This is a genomic window from Brucella pecoris, assembly GCF_006376675.1.
GTDB lineage: Bacteria > Pseudomonadota > Alphaproteobacteria > Rhizobiales > Rhizobiaceae > Brucella > Brucella pecoris.
In genome coordinates this window covers 288,536-312,485 of sequence record NZ_VEWK01000002.1, presented here as the reverse complement: position 1 = coordinate 312,485, position 23,950 = coordinate 288,536, and the positions used below count along the sequence as shown (strand labels likewise).

Here is a 23,950-nt window from a genome sequence, read left to right as displayed (position 1 = left end):
AATGCTCTATTACGCGATCGTCTTCCTTCCGCTTCTCGGCTTCCTGATTGCCGGTCTTTTCGGTAATCAGATCGGAGCCAAGGCGAGCGAATACATCACTTCCGGTTTCATGGTCGTCGTCGCGATCCTGTCCTGGGTCGTGTTCTTCCAGATTCCGCTCGGCCACGACGCGGAAACCGTCCGTATCCCGGTTCTTCACTGGGTAACGTCGGGCGCGCTTTCTTTCGACTGGTCGCTGCGCATCGATACGCTCACTGGCGTCATGCTGGTCGTGGTGAATTCGGTGTCGGCTCTCGTGCACATCTATTCCATTGGATATATGCACCACGACCCGCATCGTCCGCGCTTCTTCGCCTATTTGTCGCTCTTCACTTTCGCCATGCTTATGCTGGTCACGTCGGACAATCTGCTCCAGATGTTCTTCGGCTGGGAAGGCGTGGGTCTGGCTTCGTACCTCCTGATCGGTTTCTGGTTCCAGAAGCCTTCGGCCAATGCCGCCGCGATGAAGGCGTTCGTTGTCAACCGCGTCGGCGACTTCGGCTTCCTGCTCGGCATCTTCGGTGTGTTCGCGCTGTTCCAGTCGGTCGACTACAATACGATCTTCGCTGCTGCGGCCAATTATCTTCCGGCTGAAGGCGCTGCCGATGCCAATCAGGTTGTTCTGAACTTCCTCGGCTATCAGCTCGACAAGCAAGGCGCGATCACGATCACCTGTCTGCTGCTCTTCATGGGCGCGATGGGCAAGTCGGCGCAGTTCCTGCTGCACACCTGGCTTCCGGACGCTATGGAGGGCCCGACCCCGGTTTCGGCGCTTATTCACGCCGCTACCATGGTTACCGCGGGCGTGTTCATGGTCGCCCGCATGTCGCCGATGTTTGAACTGTCGCAGACCGCACTTCTGGTCGTCACGATCATCGGCGCCACGACTGCCTTCTTCGCGGCAACGGTCGCCCTGGTGCAGAACGACATCAAGCGCGTGATCGCCTATTCGACCTGTTCGCAGCTCGGCTATATGTTCGCAGCGCTCGGCGTGGGTGCCTATGGCGCCGCCGTGTTCCACCTGTTCACGCACGCTTTCTTCAAGGCGCTTCTGTTCCTTTGCGCCGGTTCGGTTATCCATGCCGTTTCGGAAGAGCAGGACATGCGCCGCATGGGTGGCCTGCGCAAGCTGATCCCGATCACCTACTGGATGATGGTCATCGGTACAGTTGCCATTACGGGTCTGGGCATTCCTGGCACGATCATCGGCACCGCCGGTTTCTTCTCCAAGGATGCGATCATCGAATCCGTCTTCGCTTCGCACAGTGCTGCCAGCGGCTACGCTTCGACACTCCTGATCGTCGCGGCGCTCTTCACGAGCTTCTATTCATGGCGTCTGATTTTCATGACCTTCCACGGCAAGCCGCGCGCTTCGGCCGAAGTCATGCATCACGTCCATGAATCGCCGGCCGTCATGTTCGTTCCGCTGTTGATCCTCGGCGTCGGTGCGCTCTTTGCCGGTGTCGTGTTCAAGGAGCTCTTCTTCGGTCACGAATATGCCGAATTCTGGAAGGGTGCGCTGTTCACCTCGGCTGCCAACCAGATCCTTGAGGAATATCACCATGTTCCTCTGTGGGTTAAGCTGTCGCCGTTCACAGCGATGATCGTCGGCTTCATCGTCGCCTGGATCTTCTACATCCGCTCGCCGGAAACGCCGAAGGCACTGGCTGCACGTCATCGTGGCCTGTACCAGTTCCTTCTCAACAAGTGGTACTTCGACGAGCTGTACGATTTCCTTTTCGTACGCCCGGCTCGTTGGCTTGGCCGCCTGTTCTGGAAGGGGGGCGACGGCTGGCTTATTGACGGCTTCGGCCCGGATGGCATCTCGGCTCGCGTGCTCGATGTCACCAACCGCGTCGTCAAGATGCAGTCCGGATACCTTTATCACTACGCATTCGCGATGCTGATCGGCGTCGCCGCGCTCGTCACTTGGATGATGCTCGGGAGCTCTTTCTGATGACCGACTGGCCAATTCTCTCAACGGTCACGTTTCTGCCGCTCGTCGGCGCGTTACTGATCCTTCTGATCAAGGACGACAGCGAGGCTTCGCGTCGCAACATCCGCAACGTCGCTTTGCTGACGACGGTGTTCGTCTTCATCCTGTCGCTCGTCGTCTGGGCCGGGTTCGATAATTCGAACCCTGGTTTCCAGATGGTCGAACAGACCGGCTGGATGGGCGGCGGTATCACCTATCATATGGGCGTGGACGGTATTTCCGTCCTGTTCGTGGTGCTTTCCGCTTTCCTCATGCCCTTCTGCATTCTCGCAAGCTGGGTATCGGTGGAAAAGCGCGTCAAGGAATACATGATCGCGTTCCTCATTCTGGAAACGCTGATGATCGGCGTGTTCTGCGCGCTCGACCTGTTCCTGTTCTACGTGTTCTTCGAAGCAAGCCTTATCCCGATGTTCATCATCATCGGCGTGTGGGGCGGCAAACGTCGCGTCTATGCAAGCTTGAAGTTCTTCCTCTACACGCTTCTCGGCTCCGTGTTGATGCTCATCGCCATCATGGCCATGTACTGGCAGGCTGGCACAATGAATATCGTTGAGCTGCTGAAGTACGACTTCCCGGCAAGTATGCAGACATGGCTATGGCTCGCTTTCTTCGCATCGTTTGCCGTGAAGATGCCGATGTGGCCGGTTCATACCTGGTTGCCGGACGCGCACGTTGAAGCGCCGACGGCAGGCTCGGTCATTCTGGCCGGTATCCTCCTGAAACTCGGCGGCTACGGTTTCATCCGTTTCTCGCTGCCGATGTTCCCGCTGGCTTCTGCTGATTTCGCCCCCTTCATCTTCGCGCTGTCGATCATCGCAATCATCTACACCTCGCTCGTCGCGATGGTGCAGGAAGATATGAAGAAGCTGATCGCCTATTCGTCGGTTGCCCACATGGCCTATGTGACCATGGGTATTTTTGCAGCCAATGAGCAGGGCCTGCAGGGCGCTATCTTCCAGATGCTGTCGCACGGTATCGTGTCGGGCGCGCTCTTCCTCTGCGTCGGCGTGATCTATGACCGTATGCATACCCGCGAGATCGCGGCGTTCGGCGGTCTGGTAAACAATATGCCGAAATATGCGGTGGCCTTCCTCATCTTCACGATGGCGAATGTCGGTCTACCGGGTACTTCGGGCTTCATCGGTGAGTTCCTGACGCTGTTCGGTGTGTTCCGGGTCAATACCTGGGTAGCGCTGTTCGCGACTACGGGCGTCATTCTCTCGGCGGCTTATGCGCTCTGGCTCTACCGTCAGGTGGTCTTCGGCGCATTGACCAAGGAAAGCCTGAAGGCGCTCCTGGATCTCAGCCCGCGCGAGAAGCTCATTCTCTACCCGCTTGTGGCGCTCACCATCTTCTTCGGTGTGTATCCGACCCCGGTTTTCAATGTGACCGCCGGTGCCGTGAACGCCCTGGTCCAACATTACGACGCAGCACTCGCGGGCACCGCGAGCGCCGTGCTGGCACAGTAAGAAATAAAGGCGTAGGTCATGCAGACTGATCTCATAGCTCATCTGACCCTTGCAGCACCGGAGGTTCTCCTTGCTGTAGGCGCCTTGGCACTGCTCATGATTGGCGTGTTCTCTGGCGAACGGGCGACCACGCTCGTCAACGGATTATCCGTCGCAGTGCTTATTGCGGCGCTGGCATTAGTGGTCCTTTTCCCGACGAACGGTGCTGCTTTCGGCGGTGCCATCGTCAATGATAGCTTTGGCCGCTTCATGAAGGTGCTGACATTGATCGGCTCCATCGTGACGTTGATCATGTCGGTCGGCTTTGCCAAGGCTGAGAAGTTCGACAAGTTCGAGTTCCCGGTCCTGATCGTGATTTCCACGCTCGGCATGCTGCTGATGGTTTCAGCATCCAACATGCTGTCGCTCTATCTCGGTCTCGAATTGCAGTCGCTGGCGCTTTACGTTCTGGCAGCATTCAACCGCGATAGCGTCCGTTCGACGGAAGCTGGCTTGAAATACTTCGTTCTCGGTTCGCTTTCCTCGGGCATGCTGCTTTATGGCATTTCGCTCGTTTACGGTTACACCGGCCATATCGGCTTTACCGAAATCGCTCAGGCCGTCTCCGGCGGTCAGCGTGAACTCGGTCTGGTGTTCGGTCTCGTCTTCATTCTGGCCGGTCTGGCATTCAAGATTTCTGCCGTTCCGTTCCACATGTGGACGCCGGACGTCTATGAAGGCGCGCCGACCCCGGTGACAGCTTTCTTTGCAGCCGCCCCGAAGATGGCCGCCATGGCGCTCATCATCCGCGTCGTCTCGGAAGCCTTTGCTCCGGTCACCCATGACTGGCAGCAGGTCGTGATCTTCATCGCGCTTGCCTCGATGGTCCTCGGTGCCTTTGCCGCCATCGGCCAGCGCAATATCAAGCGCCTGATGGCTTATTCCTCGATCAGCCATATGGGTTATGCGCTCGTTGGTCTGGCCGCCGGTACGGTGATTGGCGTGAAGGGCGTGATGATCTACATGGCGATCTACCTTGCCATGACGCTCGGCACCTTTGCGTTCATTCTCGCAATGCGCACCAAGGACGGCAATGTGGAGAGCATTGAGGATCTGGCTGGTCTGTCCCGCACCAATCCGGTGCTGGCAACGATCATGACCATCTTCCTGTTCTCGCTCGCTGGCATTCCGCCGCTCGCTGGTTTCTTCGGCAAGTGGTACACCTTCCTTGCCGCCGTCGAAGCGGGCCTCTATCCGCTCGCCATCATCGGTATCGTGGCTTCGGTCGTGGGCGCGTTCTACTACCTGCGCATGATCAAGATCATGTGGTTCGATGAGCCGACGGGTGGCTTCGTTCCGGTCGCAGGCGAGCTTCGCCTCGTTCTCGGCGTAACGGGTGCCTTCGTGCTCTTCTACGTCTTCCTTGCGGGCCCGATCGGCGGATTTGCTGAAGCCGCCGCCAAGACGTTCTTCTGATTAATGCAAAAGGCGGAAGCATAGATGAGTTTTGCGCTTTCGCCTGTTGCGGCAAATGAGGGCTACCGTCTCGAAAGTTTCGAGACGGTAGGTTCCACCAATGCGGTTGCTCTGGAGCGGGCAGCTAGCGGTGATCCGGGCAAGCTCTGGCTTGTTTCGAAGAGACAGGAAAGTGGCCGAGGAAGACGAGGCCGTGCCTGGTCTACGCCTGAGGGCAATCTTGCCTCCACGCTGCTGCTCGTTGAATCCTATGAAATGAAGACAGCGGCAACGCTTGGTTTCGTTGCCGGCCTGTCGCTTGCCGATGCGCTTGATGCGGTGTTCGCGGCAACCGGGCCTGCCGTTGCGCCGACAATTGGCCTCAAATGGCCGAATGACGTTCTGGTCAATGGCGCTAAACTCACCGGAATCCTGCTTGAATCCTCCATACTGGCGAAGAATTTGTTCGCTGTTGCTATCGGCATCGGGACCAATGTCGTCGCCTTTCCGGATGATCTGCCTTATGCGGCAACCTCATTGCGGGCTCTTGGCAGCAAATGCGATGCCGAGACCTTGTTCGCAGCCCTGTCGGACGCATGGTCGGTCAATTATCGTGTCTGGAACGAGGGGCGGGGCCTCGACGATATTCGCAAGCGCTGGCTACAGCGTGCGCATGGCCTCGGTCAGAATGTAACCATGCAGGTTGAAGGTCGCATCATCGAAGGTCGTTTTGAGACAATCGATGAGGCGTGTCGTTTTGTTATTCGCGAAGATGAAGGTTCGCGGGTTGCGGTAACGGCTGGCGATGTCTATTTCGGAACTGCTGCTACAATACGCAAATAATTGCTTTATCGCGTCTTATCGGGGTTGCAACAGGACAGCTTTAGGTCCAGTTGATGCCACAATAGTGCAGAATTAGAGCGCATCCCGAAAAGTGTGAAACGGTTTTCGGAAAAGATGCGCGTTAGAATAAATATTTGGAGCGCGATCTGATTCAATCAGATGGAAATGCGCTCTAATCAAAGAGGAAATTTCATGGCCCGATCCAATACTACGGAATTCGTCTTTCTGCCGCTCGGCGGCGTGGGCGAAATCGGCATGAATTTGGCCATGTACGGCTTCGGTCCTGCGGATAATCGTGAATGGCTGGTCGTGGATATGGGCGTGAGTTTCGCGGGGCCGGAACAGCCGGGGGCTGATCTCATCCTGCCGGATATACGCTATCTCGAGGCCGAAAAACATAATCTGCGCGGCATCGTTATCACGCATGCGCATGAAGACCATTTCGGCGCATTGCTCGATCTGTGGCCGCGCCTGAAGGTTCCGGTCTATGCGACGCCATTCACTGCCGGTCTGCTCGAAGCGAAGCGACAGTCAGAACATGGCGCGCCTGAAATTCCGATCACGATCTACAAGGCAGGCGAGAAATTCGAGGTTGGCCCCTTCAAGATCGAGGCTGTTGCGGTAACCCACTCAATTCCCGAACCGGTTTCACTTGCGATCACGACGCCGCTTGGCACCGTCGTTCATACGGGTGACTGGAAGATGGACCCGGAACCGTCGCTGGGGCCGGTTATCGACGAGGCGCGTTTCCGTGCCATCGGTGAGGCGGGTGTGCTGGCGCTGATCTGCGACTCCACCAATGCGCTACGCGAGGGCGAGTCCCCTTCGGAGCGCCAGGTGGGCGAGAGCCTGCGTGAACTGATTGAAAACGCGCGCGGTCGCGTGGCCGTCACGACCTTCTCTTCGAATGTCGGTCGTATCCGGTCGATCGCCGAAGCAGCGCGCGACGCGGGCCGACAGGTACTGGTGGTCGGGCGTTCGATGAAACGCGCTATCTCGGTTGCTACCGAGCTTGGCTATATGGAAGGCTTGCCGGAATATCTTAGCGAAGAGGATTACGGCTATGTTCCGCGCGAAAATGTGGTGATGATCCTGACCGGCAGTCAGGGCGAGCCGCGTGCAGCGCTCGCGAAGCTCGCGCGTGATGAAATGCGCAGCCTTGCCTTGTCGGCTGGCGATACGGTCATCTATTCATCGCGCGCGATTCCCGGCAACGAAAAAGCCATCCTCGATATCAAGAACCGGCTGATAGATCGCGGTATCAAGATCATTGGTGATGAGGACGCACTGGTTCACGTGTCGGGTCATCCACGGCGCAACGAATTGCGTCGCATGTATTCTTGGGTGCGTCCGCAAATTCTGGTGCCTGTGCATGGCGAAGCCGCTCATCTGGTTGCCCAAGGTTCGCTTGGCGCGACGGAGGGCATCGAGCAGATCGCGCAGGTGCGTGATGGCGACATGCTGCGTCTGGCGCCCGGCAAGGCCGAGATTATCGATGAAGCACCGGTTGGCCGGATCTACAAGGACGGCAAGCTGATCGGCGACGAGGAAGAAATCGGCATGGTCGAGCGTCGCAAGCTCGCCTATGTCGGTCATGTCGCCGTTTCGGTATTGCTGGACCGTGAACACAAGATCATCGATGAGCCCGATCTCGTGACTTTCGGCGTGCCGGAAGAAAATGCTCTGGGTGACCTGATGGAAGACATCCTGCTGGATGCAGCCGTCGAGGCAATTGACAGCATACCGCGCGTTCGCCGCAAGGATATCGAGCTTGTTCGGGAATCCGTGCGTCGTGCAGTCCGCGCTGCGGCAAATGAAGCATGGGGCAAAAAGCCGGTGGTGACCGTATTCGTGAATAGGATACGGTAATTATCAAAGCATGTCTCCCAAAAGTGGGAACCGGTTTTGGGATAAAGACATGCGCAAAAAACTTAAAGCGTGTTCCATGAATGCAATAAAATGCAACACGCTTTAAGAGTTGCAGAATGACCGGCATGGGAGGTGCTGATGCTCGAACGCTTGAACCACGTGGCGATTGCCGTTCCGGATATTGATGCCGCAGCAGCGCTGTATCGTGGCAAGCTCGGTGCAAAAGTCACCGATCCGCAAGCACTGCCCGAACATGGCGTGACCGTGGTTTTCATCGACGTCGGCAACACTAAGATCGAATTGCTGGAACCTTTGGGCGAGGGGTCACCCATTGCGGCCTTTCTGGAAAAGAACCCTTCCGGCGGGATGCACCATCTCTGCTATGAGGTCGCGGACATAATCGCCGCTCGCGACCGCCTCAAGGCGGAAGGCGCACGTATCCTTGGCGACGGTGAGCCGAAAATCGGCGCCCATGGCAAACGGGTTCTGTTCCTGCATCCCAAGGATTTCAACGGTACGCTGATCGAACTGGAAGAGGTTTAATCATGTCTCTGGTTTCAGGCATCGCAATTTATTTCGTCATCTGGTGGACGACGCTCTTTGCATTGTTGCCGGTTGGGTTGCGCACGCAGGCCGAAGAGAACGACGTGACTTTGGGCACGGTGGCCAGCGCCCCGGCGAAGCCGCGCATCGGTCGTGCGTTTCTGCGGACAACCATCGTCGCAACGCTTATCTTCCTGCTCTATTATTACATGACCCAGATCAGCGGTTTCGGTCTCGATGACATTCCGCATTTCTTCCCGGATCTGACTTGAGTTTCATGAATGCTCTAACTTAAGTTTAGAAGGCTGCCTAAAAAATAGGCAGCCTTTCTTTTGTATAAAGAAAAGTGGACATACCTATCAGGGGTTGTGCCGGATATTGAGCCTGTCAGCGTAACGTATTGAATTTCCGACGGGGCACAACCCGGCGTCATTTGTGACATTGATGCCAAGCCGCATGTAATGTTCTTCAAATAAATCGATTTATACTTAAGTGAAATTTAATACTTGAGCGCCTGAAAGGCATCCGGATAAATCCCACAAAATCAATGTGTTATTGCGAGCTATAAAACAGTGAAATCGCGGAAAGTATGAGTGCGCTATAAGTGCAAAAAAAAAGCAAGGCTTTCGCCTTGCTAATCAAATACGCGTTCGATCCGTTTCCATTTGACTGGCGGCTGCGAAAATCGCGCCTGGATCCATCCTCCCAAGACTTTGACCGCGTGAAACCAACGGTTTTATTCCGTTGTTGCTCTTATGCTGAAAAAAATAGCGAACTGCACAGCTTTTGTCACGAAAAATCTTCTGTGACGTCATATTTCTTTCGCAAATTTTCCTCAATGAAGGTGATATATCTGTAATATATTGAAATTGAATGTGAATCTGGAGGCCGTATTTCGCATCGTTGGTTCATTCGGCTGACGACGGCGGCTGTGGATGGGGAAATCCGCTATCGCGAAAGCTTTTTCAGGCGGGTTTCCAACCGGTGTATAACCCGGTAAGAAACCGACGAATATGCTTAATTTTTGCCTGATTCTTGAAGCACTCAGGCAGTCCCTCTTGATTGGTGGTTACGATGCGTCTGTCGCGGTATTTTTTGCCTATTCTGAAGGAAAACCCCAAGGAGGCGGAAATCGTCTCCCACAGGCTGATGCTGCGTTCGGGCATGATCCGCCAACAGTCGGCCGGCATCTACTCCTGGCTGCCGATCGGTCTGAAGGTTCTCAACAAGGTTTGCGCTATCATTCGCGAAGAGCAGAACCGTGCGGGCGCCAATGAAATCCTGATGCCGACCATCCAGTCCGCCGACCTGTGGCGCGAAAGCGGTCGCTACGATGCTTACGGCAAGGAAATGCTGCGCATTCAGGACCGTCAGGAGCGCGATATGCTCTTCGGCCCGACTAACGAGGAAATGGTCACCGACATTTTCCGCTCCTATGTGCGCTCCTATAAGGACCTGCCGCTCAATCTCTATCACATCCAGTGGAAGTTTCGTGACGAAGTGCGCCCGCGTTTCGGCGTGATGCGTTCGCGCGAATTCCTGATGAAGGATGCCTATTCGTTCGACCTCGACTATGAGGGCGCGAAAATGGCTTACTATCGCATGTTCGTGTCTTATCTGCGCACTTTTGCGCGCGTTGGCCTGCAGGCGATCCCGATGCGCGCCGATACGGGACCGATTGGCGGCGACCTCAGCCACGAATTCATCATTCTGGCGGAAACCGGCGAAAGCCAGGTTTTCTGCGACAAGGCCTATCTTGATCTCGCCGTGCCGGGGGCGGACACAGATTTCCGCAACGATGCGCAGCTCTCTGACATCGTCACGCGCTGGACGACGCCTTATGCGGCGACCGACGAAATGCATGATGAGGCCGACTGGGCCAAGGTCAAGCCGGAGGATCAGGTTTCGGCGCGCGGTATCGAAGTTGGTCACATCTTCCATTTCGGCACCAAATATTCTGAGCCGATGGGTGCGAAGGTGCAGGGGCCGGACGGCAAGGAACATCTGGTTTCCATGGGTTCCTATGGCATCGGCCCGTCGCGCCTTGTCGCAGCAGCCATCGAAGCCTTCCATGACGAGGCAGGCATCATCTGGCCGAAGGCTATCGCGCCGTTCGGCGCCGGTATCGTCAACATGAAACCCGGCGACGAAGGTTGCGACAGCGTCAGCGAGAAGATTTATGAAGCGCTGACCAATGCAGGCATCGATCCGCTGCTCGACGATACGGATGATCGTCCGGGTGCCAAGTTTGCCGCGATGGACCTGATCGGCTTGCCGACGCAGGTGATCGTCGGCCCGCGTGGCGTCGCTGCCGGTGAAGTCGAAATCAAGGATCGCAAGACCGGCGAACGCCAGATTCTGAGCGTTGAAGCCGCAATCAACCTGTTGACGGCAGAAGCATGAGTAACGCGGCGGCAGCAAAATCCGGAGATCAGGCAAAGGTAGCACAGAAGGCTCCGAAGTCTGGTCCATTCTCGGCTTTCGAACGGATGATCGCATGGCGATATCTGCGTGCGCGCCGCCGCGAGACTTTCATCTCGGTCATTGCCGGGTTTTCGTTCACCGGCATCATGCTGGGCGTGGCGACCCTCATCATCGTCATGGCGGTGATGAACGGCTTTCGTGCCGAGCTTCTGACAAGAATTCTGGGCATCAACGGCCATCTCATCATGCAGCCGATCGATCGTCCGCTGGATGATTATGCCGACCTTATCAAGCGGATCGACGGTATTTCCGGCATCAAGTTCGCCATTCCCGTTGTGGAAGGGCAGGCGCTTGTTCAGGGTAATATCGGTGCTGGAACCGGCGCCCTGGTGCGCGGTCTGCGTGAAGAGGACCTCGACAAGCTCAAGCTTGTTTCCGGCAATATTCGTCAGGGTACGCTGAAAGGTTTCGATCAGGGCGGCGGTGTCGCCATCGGAACCCGCATGGCGGAAAATCTAGGTCTTTCCATCGGCGATACGCTGCGGGTGATTTCTCCGGATGGCGATGTGACCCCGTTTGGCGTCAATCCGCGTGTGAAAGCCTATCCGATTGTCGCGATCTTCGAGATCGGCATGTCGGAATACGACTCGTCGATTGTCATGATGCCGCTTTCCGAAGCACAGCTTTTCTTCAATCAGGAAGGCAAGGTGCAATCGCTTGAAATCTTTGTCGATAATCCCGACAAGGTGGATGCGATGCGCGCGCCGGTGGAAGAGGCCGCGGGACGCCAGCTCTCGCTTGTCGACTGGCGCCAGCGCAATCAGACTTTCTTCTCGGCGCTGGAAGTCGAGCGCAACGTGATGTTCATGATCCTGACGCTCATCGTCCTCGTTGCGGCGCTGAACATCATTTCCGGTCTCATCATGCTGGTGAAGGACAAGGGACACGATATTGCGATCCTGCGAACCATGGGGGCACCCCGTGGCGCGGTGATGCGCATATTCCTGATGACGGGTGCCGCCATCGGTGTCACCGGCACTGTGGCCGGCGTTGTTCTGGGCGTTGTCGTCTGCCTCAATGTCGAGCGTCTGCGGGAGTTCTTCTCGTGGCTTTCGGGTACGACGCTGTTCAATCCGGAACTTTACTTCCTGAGCCAGCTTCCGGCCAAGATGGATCCCGGCGAGACGATTTCTGTCATCGTCATGGCTCTGGTGCTTTCGTTCATTGCCACCATTTTCCCGGCCTGGCGCGCTGCCAAGCTCGATCCGGTTGAAGCATTGAGGTACGAATAAATGGCGGCTGAAATCATCATGCGGCTGGAGCGTGTCGGCCGCGCCTACAAGGAAGTCGACCGTGAACTGGTCATTCTGAAGGATGCCGACTTCACGCTTCGTCGTGGAGAAATGGTAGCGCTCGTCGCGCCATCGGGCGCAGGCAAGTCGACATTGCTGCACACGGCAGGTCTTCTGGAACGCCCCGACACAGGCGAGGTCTTTCTCGACGGGCGGTCCTGCAGCAAATTGTCCGACGACGAGCGCACAGCCGTGCGCCGCAACGACGTTGGTTTTGTCTATCAGTTCCATCATCTCCTGCCGGAGTTTTCCGCGCTGGAGAATGTGATGATGCCGCAAATGATCCGCGGGCTGTCCAAAAAAGCTGCCGCAGAGCGTGCGCAACAACTCCTTGAATATATGAAGATCGGCAAGCGGGCCTCTCATCGTCCTTCTGAACTTTCGGGCGGTGAACAACAGCGCGTCGCCATTGCCCGTGCCGTTGCCAATGCGCCGCTTGTTCTTCTGGCAGATGAGCCGACCGGCAACCTCGACCCGACGACATCGTCTTACGTCTTCGGCGCTCTGGAAGCCCTCGTGCGTCAGTCAGGTCTTGCGGCCCTGATCGCCACCCACAATCATGAACTTGCCCGCCGCATGGACCGGCGCGTGACGTTGCAGGATGGCAAGGTCGTCGATCTTTAACACCTGTTTTCATTGCAGCAGACCTCATCCTGAGGAGCCGCCGCAGGCGGCGTCTCGAAGGGCAAGGTGGGTTCCGTCTTGATCTGATCGAACCTGGCGCTCCAACCATTCGTGTTGACGTGCACCAAAGGCTGATCAATGCGGGATAGGACAACGGCTCGTTTGACCACCTTCTCGCTTCGGCCTTTCAATTTTTCTGTATGCACTCTGGACATAATGACAGGCGCTCCACGCACCTCATCCTGAGGAGCCGCCGCAGGCGGTGTCTCGAAGGACGGGGTACGGACACGCCCTCCTGCTGTTGGCTTCCCAGGGCTCATGCCTGCGGTTGTATATTCACTATTCGTAAACCCTAAAATGAACGCCGCTCCAGAACAGGTGTTGACTTTGGAACAAAAATAGAACAAAAAATAAACATACGTGAACACAGAGGAGTTTCCAACATGACCGATCTCGTCCACGACGTTCTGTCTTTCATTTCGGTAAGCCTGTTCATCGCAACTTTCGCCATCTGGGTGAGTGTGATCTGAAGGAAATAGAGCATGTCTCCCAAAAGTGGGAACCGGTTTTAGGGGCAAAGACATGCGTGCAAAAGATAGGGCGTTTCCGGTGTTTCCGGAAAAACTGGAAATGCTTTGGCTGGTTCCTGTGAACCTGCGACATGGTGGCGATAGTCTTACTGGACATCGCCATATCATTCCCCGAAACTGATGCTATCAGGCGACAGAGTCGCCAGCCGCGATGGGTCATAAATATGGTCCGTCACTGAAGTAATGTGCTATCAGGCGGCTACAGCTTCGGCTCGAAAATCGAAATCGATTTTCGGAAAGTACGATGCGGAGATTTAGAGCGCCGGATGTATGTCCATCCGGGCGGCTCAGCAGATGATCGGGGTCGATGGAATGAGTGATGCGGCAGCAGGTAATGCAGCAAATAACGGTGCCTTGACGCCACGTTTTGTGCATCTGCGGGTACACTCGGCTTATTCCTTGCTGGAAGGCGCATTGCCGCTCGGAAAGATCATCAAACAGGCGATTGCCGACGAGGCGCCGGCTATCGCAGTCACCGATACCAATAATCTGTTCGGCGCGCTTGAGTTTGCACAGAAGGCGTCGAAAGACGGGCTGCAGCCCATTATCGGCTGTCAGGTCGATATTGCGTTCGGCGATCACAATGACAATGGACGCAGCGTCAATCGCAGGATCGCGCTGGACCTTGCTCCAATCGTGCTCCTTGCGGCAACGGAAGAAGGCTATGCGAATATCGTGCGGCTTGTCAGTCGCGCGTTTCTGGAAACCCAGGCGGGTGATCCGGTGCATGTTGAAGCAAGCTGGCTGCCGCCATTGTCGAAAGACATCATTGTGCTTTCCGGTGGCGCATTGGGGCCAATCGGTCGTTCTTTTGCCGCCGACCGCCCCGACAGGGCGGAGGCGCGACTTGCTTTCCTGCGGGAAGCCTTTGGTGATCGGCTTTATGTCGAATTGCAGCGTCAGGCTGGCTACGATCGTGCGCTGGAAGCAAAGACGGTGGCGCTTGCCTATGAGATGGATCTGCCTCTGGTGGCCACCAATGAGGCGTTCTTTCTCAAGGCGGAAGACTTTGAAGCACACGATGCGCTCCTTGCCATCGCGGAAGGCCAGATTCTCTCAAACGATGATCGCCGGCGCTTGACGCCTGATCATCATCTGAAAAGCCGCGCGGCAATGGCGGCACTTTTTGCCGATCTGCCTGAAGCACTCGACAACACTGTCGAGATTGCGGAGCGTTGTAGCTGGTACACACAGACCCGCCAACCGATCCTGCCGCGGTTCACGGGCGAGTCCGATGATGCAGAGGCCGCCGTTCAGGAGGAGGCTGATGAGCTTGCCCGACAGGCGCGTGAAGGCCTGAAGATGCGTCTGGAGACCGCAGGTCTCGCAGAAGGTTATACGACGGAACAATATACCGATCGCCTCGAATATGAGATCGGCATCATTACCCGCATGAAGTTCCCCGGTTACTTCCTGATCGTTGCCGACTTTATCAAATGGGCGAAAGCCCAAGGCATTCCGGTAGGGCCCGGCCGTGGTTCGGGTGCCGGTTCGCTCGTCGCATATGCACTTACGATTACCGACGTCGATCCATTGCGCTTTTCCTTGCTTTTCGAACGTTTCCTCAATCCGGATCGCGTTTCGATGCCCGACTTCGATATCGATTTCTGTCAGGACCGCCGTGAAGAGGTGATCCGCTATGTGCAAGGAAAGTACGGGCGCGATCAGGTCGCACAGATCATCACTTTCGGAACCCTGCAAGCTCGCGCCGTGCTGCGCGACGTCGGGCGTGTTCTGGAAATGCCTTACGGGCAGGTTGACCGTCTGTGCAAGCTGGTGCCGCAGAACCCGGCTAATCCGGTGTCACTGGCGCAGGCTATCGAGACCGAACCGAAGATCAATGAGGAGCGCGAGAAGGAGCCGGTTGTCGGTCGCCTTCTCGATATGGCGCTCAAACTCGAGGGGCTTTACCGCCATGCCTCGACCCATGCCGCCGGTATTGTGATCGGTGATCGTCCACTGTCCGAACTCGTGCCCATGTATCGCGATCCGCGTTCCGACATGCCCGTTACCCAGTTCAACATGAAATGGGTCGAGCAGGCGGGGCTGGTCAAATTCGACTTTCTCGGTCTCAAGACATTGACCGTTCTCGAAACGGCGGTCGAACTGGTGGCGCGCAAGGGGATCGCCATCGATCTGTCTCATATACCGCTCGATGATGCGCTGACCTATGAGATGCTGTCGCGCGGTGAAACGGTCGGCGTGTTCCAGGTTGAAAGTGCGGGTATGCGCAAGGCGCTGCTCGGCATGCGCCCGGACCGGATCGAAGATATTATTGCGCTCGTGGCGCTTTATCGTCCTGGTCCGATGGAGAACATCCCGACCTATAATGCGCGCAAGAATGGTGAGGAGGAGATCGCCTCCATTCACCCGAAGATCGATCACCTGATCAAGGAAACGCAGGGCGTTATCGTCTATCAGGAACAGGTGATGCAGATCGCGCAGGTGCTTTCCGGCTATTCGCTCGGCGAAGCTGACCTTCTGCGCCGCGCCATGGGTAAGAAGATCCGCGAGGAAATGGACAAGCAGCGCGTCCGTTTTGTGGATGGCGCGATTGAAGGCGGCGTCGACAAGGCGCAGGCCAACATGATCTTCGATCTGCTGGCCAAGTTTGCTGACTACGGCTTCAACAAGTCGCACGCCGCAGCCTATGCCATCGTCTCCTACCAGACGGCCTATATGAAGGCGCATTATCCGGTCGAGTTCCTCGCCGCGTCGATGACCTACGATATGTCGAATACCGACAAGCTCAACGATTTCCGGCGGGAGGCCAATCGCCTGGGTATTGAAGTGGTTCCGCCGTCGGTAATGACGTCCTTCCGCCCGTTTGAAGTCGGCGAGAAGCAGATCTTTTACTCGCTTGCCGCCATCAAAGGAGTGGGCGAGGCGGCCGTCGATCATATTGTCGATGTGCGTGCCGAGAAGCCTTTTGAAAGCCTTGAGGATTTCTGCGAGCGCGTCGACCCGCGTGTCGTCAATCGGCGCGTGCTGGAAAGCCTCATCAATGCCGGCGCAATGGATTGTTTTGGTCGTGAACGCCCGGCGATGAGCGCAGGCATGGACCGCATCATGGGCTTTGCCCAGCGTACGCAGGAGAATGCCGCCAGTGGCCAGTCCGATATTTTCGGCCTGTCGGGCGCGCCGAAGGAAACGCTTATTCTGCCGCAGGCCGCTCCGTGGCTGCCATCGGAAATGCTGCACCGCGAGTTTCAGGCCGTCGGCTTCTATCTTTCAGCCCATCCGCTTGATGAATATCGCGATGTGCTGGATCGTATGCGTGTTCAAAGCTGGGCGGATTTTTCCGCAGCCGTGAAACGCGGTGCCAATGCCGGTCGTCTGGCGGGAACCGTGACAGCCCGGCAGGAGCGTAAAACACGCACCGGCAACAAGATGGGTATCGTGCAACTGTCCGACGCCAGCGGCCAGTTCGAAGCGGTCCTGTTTTCCGAAGGGCTTGCGCAATATCGCGATCTTCTGGAAAGCGGCAAGTCGGTCGTTATTACGGTTCAGGCGGAGGATCGCCCCGAAGGAATAGGCTTGCGTATCCAGACGGTGCAGTCATTGGAAGACGAGGCCTGCCGCATGCAGAAGGCGCTGCGACTTTATCTGCGCTCGGCTGACGCGGTCCGTCATATCGTGCCGCATTTCAACACGCGTGGCGACGGGCAGGTGAGCCTGATCGTCATCAAGGACAACGGCCAGCGGGAAGTGGAGATTGAGCTACCACACCGCTATCGCGTCAGTCCGCAGATCGCCAGCGCCATGAAAGCCATTCAGGGCGTCGTGGACGTGGAACTGGTTTGAGTGAGAGCGCGTCCCGAAAAGTGTGAAACGGTTTTCGGAAAAGATGCGCGTTCTAATTAAGGCAAAGCGGGGGCTGGCCTGTTTTGCGGTCTTTTTGTGCGAAAAGCCGGTGGTGATGCGCGTATTTCACCACCGGTTTTGCGGCGAACGCCTGTCAAAAACATGGCGTTTTTGTGATTGGTATCAATAGGCGGCTGTGAAACGCTCGCGAATATGCTGGCCTTTTTCTGCCTCATCCAGAATTGCGACTGCCAGATCAGCAACTGAAATCTTGCTTTCACCCTTGTCGTCGAAAACCGGTTCGTCGCCGCCAAGACGATATTTTCCGGCGCGTTCGCCCGGCTGAAGAATGATCGCTGGCGACACGAATGACCATTCCAGCTCATTCTCGCCACGCAGGTCTTCGAGCGCCTGACGGGCACCGAGCGCGCCTTCTTTCCATTCGGCGGGGAATTCAGGCGAGTCGACCAACTGATTGCCATTGATGGAAAGGCTGCCTGCACCGCCAATGGCAATGAGCCGCTTGACGCCTGCCTTTTTGGTCGCTTCCGTGATGGAGCGGCTACCATTGATGTGGTTTTCGCGGATATTCTTGTCGCTCCAGCCCGGATTGTAAGCTGAAATCACGATGTCGTGCCCCGCAAGTTGTTTTGCAAGCGCATCGGTATCGAACACGTCTGCCTTTACTGCCGTAACGTTGGGAAGTTTTTCGACTTTCTCAGGGTGGCGAACAAGTGCTGTGACCTGGTCGCCGCGTGCCGTAGCTTCCTTGAGGATTGCAGCGCCCACGAAACCCGTTGCGCCGATCAGTGCGATCTTGGTCATGGCATTTTCCTTTCCGATCTTCTCGTATCGAACGAATTAAGGTATGTTTCATAATCAGGTTATTTCTGATAACCACATATGTGATGCTGCCGAACTTGTGAAGAACGCACTTTTACATGAGCAGGATACATGGAAGTAACCACCGTGAAGGCAAGCTTATGGACCTGCTCCAGTTAGAGCGCGTTTCGATCTGATTGGATCAGATCGGCGCTCTAACTTCTTATATTTCAAGCATAATCTTATCGATCCTCGTTTCACTTCGGTCGGATTATGCTCTAAAATGGGATCGTGAGATCGCCTAACCAACGGTTTTTACGCATTATCTGGCGTATTGAAGAAAGATAAGGAGTCGGCGGCGAACTGGTTTTCCAGCGTAGGCGCTTCGCACTTTTTCTGGAAAATCTCCAGATTCAATGATGCAGAAGAACGCCAGTCTGCCACCGGTTTTCGTGGAGAAACAGTATGACGATACCGACACGTCCAGATGGCAAGACCCCTTTGCTTTCATCAACGCCAGCCTTCGAAACGGACGAGGATGGAGCATGTCCGATCCGCGAAGTGCTGGACCGGGTTGGCGATACTTGGAGTATTCTCGTCATTTTCAATCTTCAAGGCGGCTCAATGCGCTTCAATGCTTTGCGACGCAGCATTGAAGGCATCTCGCAGCGCATGCTGACAGTCACTTTGCGGTCGCTGGAGCGTGACGGCCTTGTGTCCAGACACGTCCGCCCGACATCACCGCCAGAAGTGGAATATGCACTGACTGACCTTGGACATTCTCTGGCCGTGCCCATTGATGTGCTCGGGCAGTGGGCAGTCGAAAACCGCGCTTTGCTTCGCAATGCCCGCTCGCGTTTCGATGGAAACACCGATTAGTCAGGAACCGACCACCCTCTGTATGCGTTCATCTTGTCGTAACAGGGAGAAGTCCAATGCCCGCAAAATCCCAGGCTCAGCAAAAAGCGGCTGGTGCAGCGCTTGCTGCCAAACGCGGTGAAATCAAGAAAAGCGAACTCTTCGGCGCATCGAAAGAAATGTATGAATCGATGACCGAAAAGGAACTTGAAGAGTTTGCTGAAACCAAGCGGAAAGGCCTGCCGCAACATGTAGACGACAGGAAGAAACACTGAATATGATTGGCGAGCGCCATCAGGCACTCGCCGCTATGGCTACTTGCCGACTTTGTTGGTCGTCAGTTCGATTGCTTTCAACTTGCCACCGGTGATACCGCAGCGCAGCGTGATGCCGTCCCATTTCGTGGATGCATTCTTGTTGCGCGCTTCGCCGGGAACCGAAATTACAGCAGAAACCTTGCGTGGGTCGCTAGTGCTGAATTTCGAAGATTTATCATTGGTTTCTGCCGAAGAGATGTCATCCTTGGTGAAGCCGAGACGATCATACTTCTTGCTTTTCTTGACATAATCATAAGCGCTGGCGATGCAGTCCGCGACTTGTGGAGCCGCTTGCTGATCCTTCACCAACGTTTGATAGTTTCCCGTAAAATCCTTCGATCTTTTCGGGACAGCATCAGCATGGGCAGCGGCGGAGAAGCCAAGTGCGAAAATTGCGGAAATTATGAATTTGGTCGATTTCATGCCCCATGTCCTTTTGGAAACCCGTCGTTCACAAGCGAGCGGCAGGATTGAACCGATAATAGAAGAGAGATTACGGACGCAATTCTGATTTTTTTATGAATTTCCAACGCTTACGACGATATCTTACTGGCAGATACGTGCAAGGCAAGATTTGCCGTGACATCCTTGATCGAGATGCATGTTGGTACGATGTGCGGCATCACCGTCGGGGCCGATGACAGTCATGAAAAGCTTGCAGCTTGCGCTATGCACAGCACGCCAGAAAGCCTTGTCCTTATCGGAACCGTTCCAGCCGCTTTCCAACTCTGTCTTGCGACCGTCCGAGAACTTGAACGACATGATATCGAGCGCGTTTGCAAAGGCGTGTTCGGAAACCCGTCCCGACGTAGCGCCGTTTACCTTCCGGCACTGATAGTCCGATCCGGTGCCGATTTCCGAGATCTTTGAATCCGGCCCGTACACGTCTTTGGCGGCCTTGGTTACCTCAATGCTCCATTGCGCCAGCGTGACGGCCATCGCGCAATTTGTGGTGACGGCATTGGCGAATTTCAAAGGTTCACCCTTGCCGACGGCGGTTAGAGACAGAGGAGAGTGGGCTCCACATTTCTCACCGTCCTCGATCGGGGGTAGCAGTTTGCCGTCGACTTCGCCGGAAATCAGTGCCGGGCAGGACACCTGATAGACACGTTCATCCTTTTCCGGCTGCGGCTGCTGAGCACGATCAGGTTTCGGTTCTTGTGGTTTCTCGTCCGTCTGTTTCGGGTTCTCAGCCGATTTTGGCGGCTCAGTCGGACCGGGTGCGATTTGCGTATCCGTAGCTGGAGCAGGCGCCGGTTGCGGTACCTGCCTGGGTTCTTCCTCCGGCTTTTCCGTTGGAACGGGCGGGGTGTCCGGTTCGGAAGTTTTGGTTGCTGTTTCCTCCCGGCGAGGGGCTGGCGTCGGAACAGGTATCGTGAGACCGGGCACGGGTTTTGTTTCCGCCTTTGCCGGGGCGCTTTCCGCCTGCTTTGCCGTTCGCTGTTTTGGCGCCGATTTGTTCTGCGTGCGTTTTACCGCCGGGCGTTTGCGATGCTGCTTTGCCTTTTGGGCGTCCTGCTTCAGGATGCGTTCGATGAAAGTTTGCGCCTGCGCCTCATCGGAACCGATGCCCGAAAAACAGGGCACCGCAACAAGGCCCAGCGCAATCAGCGTGGTGAATGCACCCTTGCCGGGCAGGAAAAAAGACAAAGCCATTGACGCCTCATGAGTAGCGGATCCTCATGTCTAATGATGAAACAGCCAAGTGCGTTCCTTCACGCTTGATGGCAGGACGTAGCAAATGGTAGAAAAGACACCCTGCAGGCCGGTTTTTCAGGCTTTTTCGGCTCGTTGAGCTTGACAACATAATAGCTGCACGACTAAAAGCCGCCCATCGCTGGCGCGTTTTCGTGCCGGCGGTTCATTTGACGTGTCCCGTGGATGAGGATCGCTGCTGCGCGCTTCATCCTGTCAGTCCTCGAAACCGAGGGCAGAGGAGGGCGCGTTTCCTCCAGCGCCTCCGGGCGCTTTAACCTTTTGAAGGAAATGCGATGAGCAAGCGCGAATCCGCTAAGTACAAAATTGATCGCCGTCTTGGCGAAAACATCTGGGGTCGTCCGAAGTCCCCGGTCAACCGTCGTGAATATGGCCCGGGCCAGCACGGCCAGCGCCGCAAGGGCAAGCTGTCGGACTTCGGTGTACAGCTCCGCGCAAAGCAGAAGCTCAAGGGTTTCTACGGCGACATCTCCGAAAAGCAGTTCCGCAAGACCTACGAAGAAGCCGCTCGCCGCAAGGGCGACACCGGTGAAAACCTGATCGGTCTGCTGGAATCGCGTCTCGACGCAATCGTATATCGCGCCAAGTTCGTTCCGACGATCTTTGCTGCCCGCCAGTTCATCAACCACGGCCACGTGAATGTGAACGGTCGTCGCGTCAACGTCCAGTCCTACCGCCTGAAGGCCGGTGACATCGTTGAAGTCCGCGAAAAGTCGAAGCAGTTGGTTATCGTTCTCGAAGCTATTCAGCTCGCAGAACGCGATGTTCCTGACTACCTCGAAGTTGACCACAACAAGCTGGTTGCAACCTATTCCCGCGTTCCGACCCTTACGGATGTGCCTTACGCCGTCCAGATGGAACCGAACCTGGTCGTCGAATTCTACTCGCGTTAATATCAAGTGCGCTCAGGCGCGCTGGATCTATGCCGAAATCGAAAACCCGCGCTGTTGCTTGCAGCGCGGGTTTTCTTGTCTTTATCCCGGTACTTTGGCGATAGGGCCAGGGGGCCCAAGCGTATCATCGATCTGCCGATCTGAATGATAGGTCGCACATGCGGAAAGTGGCGTGCTGCACGCCAGAAGAATGACGGACAGAAACAATCTGCGGCGGATGATCCGCCTCGAATTTGCAATATCAAGCATTCAAATTTAATCCCTGAGTGGATGATTGCAGTCGTAAAGTAAAAGGCGACATCAGGCACTTGCGCTTTTTTGCCTGCAAAGAATTACAGTTTGCTGGTTTTCCCCGCGCTTGCTTTTGGGTATGAAGCCTGCAAGATCCTCAATTTTTCGGGAAGCACCATGAACGCTTTCGATCCAGATATTGCGCCGGATACTGTGGAAGACGCAGGCGGTGACGGCTGTCACCCGCTGTTTCGCGATGTCCCGACCACGGTCGAGTTCAACAAGCTACGCAAACGACTTTTGCGTCTCACGCGGCAAGCTATCGACGATTTTGCGATGGTGAAGCCCGGCGAGCGTTGGATGATATGCCTTTCAGGCGGAAAGGATTCCTATGGCCTGCTGGCGCTGCTGCTCGATCTCAAATGGCGCGGTCTGCTGCCGGTCGAGTTGCTGGCCGTCAATCTGGATCAGGGGCAACCGAATTTTCCCAAGCACATTCTGCCGGACTTCCTGAAACGGTATGAAATCGAACACCGTATCGAATATCAGGACACTTATTCGATCGTGACCAACAAGCTGCCTGAAACCAGCACCTATTGCTCGCTGTGCTCGCGTCTGCGTCGGGGGAACCTCTATCGCATCGCTCGTGAAGAGGGCTGTTCGGCCATCGTTCTTGGCCATCACCGGGAGGATATTCTCGAAACCTTCTTCATGAACCTGTTCCATGGCGGGCGCCTGGCTGCGATGCCGCCAAAGCTTTTGAACGACGAAGGGGATCTGATGGTATTCCGGCCGCTGGCTTATGCGGCGGAAGACGATCTCGAAAAGTTTGCGACCGCAATGCAGTTTCCGATTATTCCGTGCGATCTGTGCGGCAGTCAGGAAGGGCTTCAGCGCAATGCGATGAAGGCCATGCTGACCGATATCGAGAAGCGTATGCCGGGCCGCAAGGACACGATGATCCGCGCGATGACGAATGTGCGTCCAAGCCATCTGCTGGATCGCAAGCTGTTCGACTTTGCAGGGCTGATGGCGAATAATGTGGGAGAGGGTGATCATGCGGTTTGATGAAGGACAGATGGACTGGTTGGCGGATTTGCTTGCAGATGCGGCTCGCCAGGAAATCATGCCCCGGTTTCGTCGGTTGGATGCTGGCGATATCCGACAGAAGACTTCACCCGCCGATCTGGTAACAGAGGCGGATGTGAATGCAGAACGGCTGATCACAGCCAAGCTCAAAGAGCGTTTCGCCGATGCAGTGATCGTCGGCGAGGAGGCCTGCTCGGACAATCCGGCCCTGCTTGCTGGTCTCGATGATGCGGAGCTTGCTTTCACGATCGACCCGGTCGATGGCACCTTCAACTTTGCATCCGGCGTTCCGCTCTTCGGCGTGATGCTTGCGGTTGTGTCGAAAGGCGAAACGGTTGCCGGTATCATTCATGATCCTGTCGGAAATGACTGGATCATGGCTTCAAAGGGTGGCGGAAGCTACATCCGTCACGCCAATGGGGATGTAAGCAAGGTCAGCGTTGCCGAACCCGCCTCGATCAACCAGATGACTGGCTCGGTTTCCTGGCAATATACGGACGAACCGATGCGGTCGCGTCTGGCGCGCAATCATACGAAATTTCTGTCGCAGGTCGGCTATCGCTGCGCAGCGCACGAGTATCGCATCATCGCGACCGGTGGGGCGCATTTTGCCGTCTACAACAAGCTCATGCCTTGGGACCATCTTCCAGGAGCGTTGATCCACCAAGAAGCTGGCGGTTATCTCGCACGGTGGGACGGAAGCGCATATTTGCCCTCTCACACGGGTGGTGGGCTTTTGGTGGCACCGAGCAAGGATAGCTGGCAGTCCATTCAGGCTGCACTCTGGGAGGATTAGCAGCGCCTCGGGCCAGCTTGTGTTTTTGGCATCTGGGCACTATATTGGCGGAGTGGGTTGGAAGCGCGAACTCCCAACCCGTTTCGCTTAGATAAAGAGTCTGACCCGCACGTAGCATTGCCAGCCCGTGCGGGTTTTCTTTATCGTCAGCGTGATACTCACGGGTATGAAACCCATTTGTGTCACTCCGGTTCGAGAGCAAAGCTCTTGCCAAAGTCGGGGTGGCTTATCCTCCCCGATG

At 56.0% G+C, this 23,950-nt stretch carries 20 protein-coding genes; 16 read left to right on the top strand and 4 right to left on the bottom strand.

What is annotated here, in order from left to right:
- Position 1: 1 nt before the first annotated feature.
- From nuoL to FIB18_RS04775, 10 genes are all read left to right on the top strand, one after another.
- Entirely contained in the window at positions 2-1,996 is a 1,995-nt protein-coding gene (gene nuoL / locus FIB18_RS04820) for an NADH-quinone oxidoreductase subunit L (protein ID WP_140019676.1), read from the top strand.
- Positions 1,996-3,504, top strand: a complete 1,509-nt coding sequence (locus FIB18_RS04815) for an NADH-quinone oxidoreductase subunit M (RefSeq protein WP_140019675.1) — start codon at positions 1,996-1,998, stop codon at positions 3,502-3,504. The genes nuoL and FIB18_RS04815 overlap by 1 nt, the downstream gene beginning before the upstream one ends.
- Before the next feature lie 18 nt (positions 3,505-3,522).
- Positions 3,523-4,959 (top strand): NADH-quinone oxidoreductase subunit NuoN, encoded by a 1,437-nt coding sequence (gene nuoN / locus FIB18_RS04810; protein ID WP_140019674.1) that lies wholly within the window; start codon positions 3,523-3,525, stop codon positions 4,957-4,959.
- Positions 4,960-4,983: 24 nt separating this feature from the next.
- Positions 4,984-5,781: a biotin--[acetyl-CoA-carboxylase] ligase gene (locus tag FIB18_RS04805; RefSeq protein WP_140019673.1), complete on the top strand. Its 798-nt coding sequence runs from the start codon at positions 4,984-4,986 to the stop codon at positions 5,779-5,781.
- Between the two features lie 192 nt (positions 5,782-5,973).
- The gene (locus FIB18_RS04800) at positions 5,974-7,650 is read left to right on the top strand and encodes a ribonuclease J (protein ID WP_140019672.1); all 1,677 of its coding nucleotides are present in this window, start codon (positions 5,974-5,976) and stop codon (positions 7,648-7,650) included.
- 138 nt (positions 7,651-7,788) lie between these two features.
- Positions 7,789-8,193 carry a methylmalonyl-CoA epimerase gene (gene mce, locus FIB18_RS04795; protein WP_140019671.1) on the top strand — a complete coding sequence of 135 codons (405 nt, stop codon included), beginning with the start codon at positions 7,789-7,791 and terminating at the stop codon, positions 8,191-8,193.
- A gap of 2 nt (positions 8,194-8,195) precedes the next feature.
- On the top strand, positions 8,196-8,465 hold the full coding sequence (locus tag FIB18_RS04790) for a DUF1467 family protein (RefSeq protein ID WP_140019670.1): 270 nt from the start codon (positions 8,196-8,198) through the stop codon (positions 8,463-8,465).
- An 802-nt stretch (positions 8,466-9,267) separates the two neighbouring features.
- Positions 9,268-10,596, top strand: coding sequence for a proline--tRNA ligase (gene proS / locus FIB18_RS04785; protein ID WP_140019669.1), 1,329 nt, complete (start codon positions 9,268-9,270; stop codon positions 10,594-10,596).
- Positions 10,593-11,909, top strand: a complete 1,317-nt coding sequence (locus FIB18_RS04780; protein WP_140019668.1) for a lipoprotein-releasing ABC transporter permease subunit — start codon at positions 10,593-10,595, stop codon at positions 11,907-11,909. Before proS ends, FIB18_RS04780 begins: the two co-directional genes overlap by 4 nt.
- Positions 11,910-12,593 carry an ABC transporter ATP-binding protein gene (locus tag FIB18_RS04775; protein ID WP_105541647.1) on the top strand — a complete coding sequence of 228 codons (684 nt, stop codon included), beginning with the start codon at positions 11,910-11,912 and terminating at the stop codon, positions 12,591-12,593.
- Here the strand turns inward: FIB18_RS04775 and FIB18_RS04770 are convergent.
- Positions 12,590-13,054: a hypothetical protein gene (locus FIB18_RS04770; protein WP_140019667.1), complete on the bottom strand. Its 465-nt coding sequence runs from the start codon at positions 13,052-13,054 to the stop codon at positions 12,590-12,592. The genes FIB18_RS04775 and FIB18_RS04770 overlap by 4 nt on opposite strands.
- A 441-nt stretch (positions 13,055-13,495) precedes the next feature.
- Here FIB18_RS04770 and dnaE point away from each other — a divergent pair, with 441 nt between their 5' ends.
- On the top strand, positions 13,496-16,987 hold the full coding sequence (gene dnaE, locus FIB18_RS04765; RefSeq protein ID WP_140019941.1) for a DNA polymerase III subunit alpha: 3,492 nt from the start codon (positions 13,496-13,498) through the stop codon (positions 16,985-16,987).
- Positions 16,988-17,170: 183 nt separating this feature from the next.
- Here the strand turns inward: dnaE and FIB18_RS04760 are convergent, their stop codons facing one another.
- Entirely contained in the window at positions 17,171-17,812 is a 642-nt protein-coding gene (locus FIB18_RS04760; RefSeq protein ID WP_140019666.1) for an NAD(P)-dependent oxidoreductase, read from the bottom strand.
- A 462-nt stretch (positions 17,813-18,274) separates the two neighbouring features.
- On the opposite strand from FIB18_RS04760, the gene FIB18_RS04755 reads away from it, so the two are divergent.
- Both FIB18_RS04755 and FIB18_RS04750 read left to right on the top strand, forming a co-directional pair.
- Positions 18,275-18,688: a winged helix-turn-helix transcriptional regulator gene (locus tag FIB18_RS04755; protein ID WP_140019665.1), complete on the top strand. Its 414-nt coding sequence runs from the start codon at positions 18,275-18,277 to the stop codon at positions 18,686-18,688.
- A gap of 56 nt (positions 18,689-18,744) precedes the next feature.
- A complete protein-coding gene (locus FIB18_RS04750; protein ID WP_105543187.1) occupies positions 18,745-18,942 on the top strand; it encodes a DUF3008 family protein in 198 nt (65 codons plus the stop codon).
- A gap of 39 nt (positions 18,943-18,981) precedes the next feature.
- Here the strand turns inward: FIB18_RS04750 and bspC are convergent, their stop codons facing one another.
- Positions 18,982-19,407 (bottom strand): type IV secretion system effector BspC, encoded by a 426-nt coding sequence (bspC, locus tag FIB18_RS04745; protein WP_140019664.1) that lies wholly within the window; start codon positions 19,405-19,407, stop codon positions 18,982-18,984.
- A gap of 123 nt (positions 19,408-19,530) precedes the next feature.
- A complete protein-coding gene (locus tag FIB18_RS04740) occupies positions 19,531-20,640 on the bottom strand; it encodes an extensin family protein (RefSeq protein WP_140019663.1) in 1,110 nt (369 codons plus the stop codon).
- Between the two features lie 335 nt (positions 20,641-20,975).
- Here FIB18_RS04740 and rpsD point away from each other — a divergent pair, with 335 nt between their 5' ends.
- From rpsD to FIB18_RS04725, 3 genes are all read left to right on the top strand, one after another.
- Complete coding sequence (rpsD, locus tag FIB18_RS04735; protein WP_105541652.1) at positions 20,976-21,593, top strand: 30S ribosomal protein S4; 618 nt, start codon at positions 20,976-20,978, stop codon at positions 21,591-21,593.
- Positions 21,594-22,001: 408 nt separating this feature from the next.
- Complete coding sequence (gene ttcA / locus FIB18_RS04730) at positions 22,002-22,892, top strand: tRNA 2-thiocytidine(32) synthetase TtcA (protein WP_140019662.1); 891 nt, start codon at positions 22,002-22,004, stop codon at positions 22,890-22,892.
- Positions 22,882-23,709, top strand: coding sequence for an inositol monophosphatase family protein (locus tag FIB18_RS04725; RefSeq protein WP_140019661.1), 828 nt, complete (start codon positions 22,882-22,884; stop codon positions 23,707-23,709). The genes ttcA and FIB18_RS04725 overlap by 11 nt, the downstream gene beginning before the upstream one ends.
- The last annotated feature ends 241 nt before the right edge of the window (positions 23,710-23,950 follow it).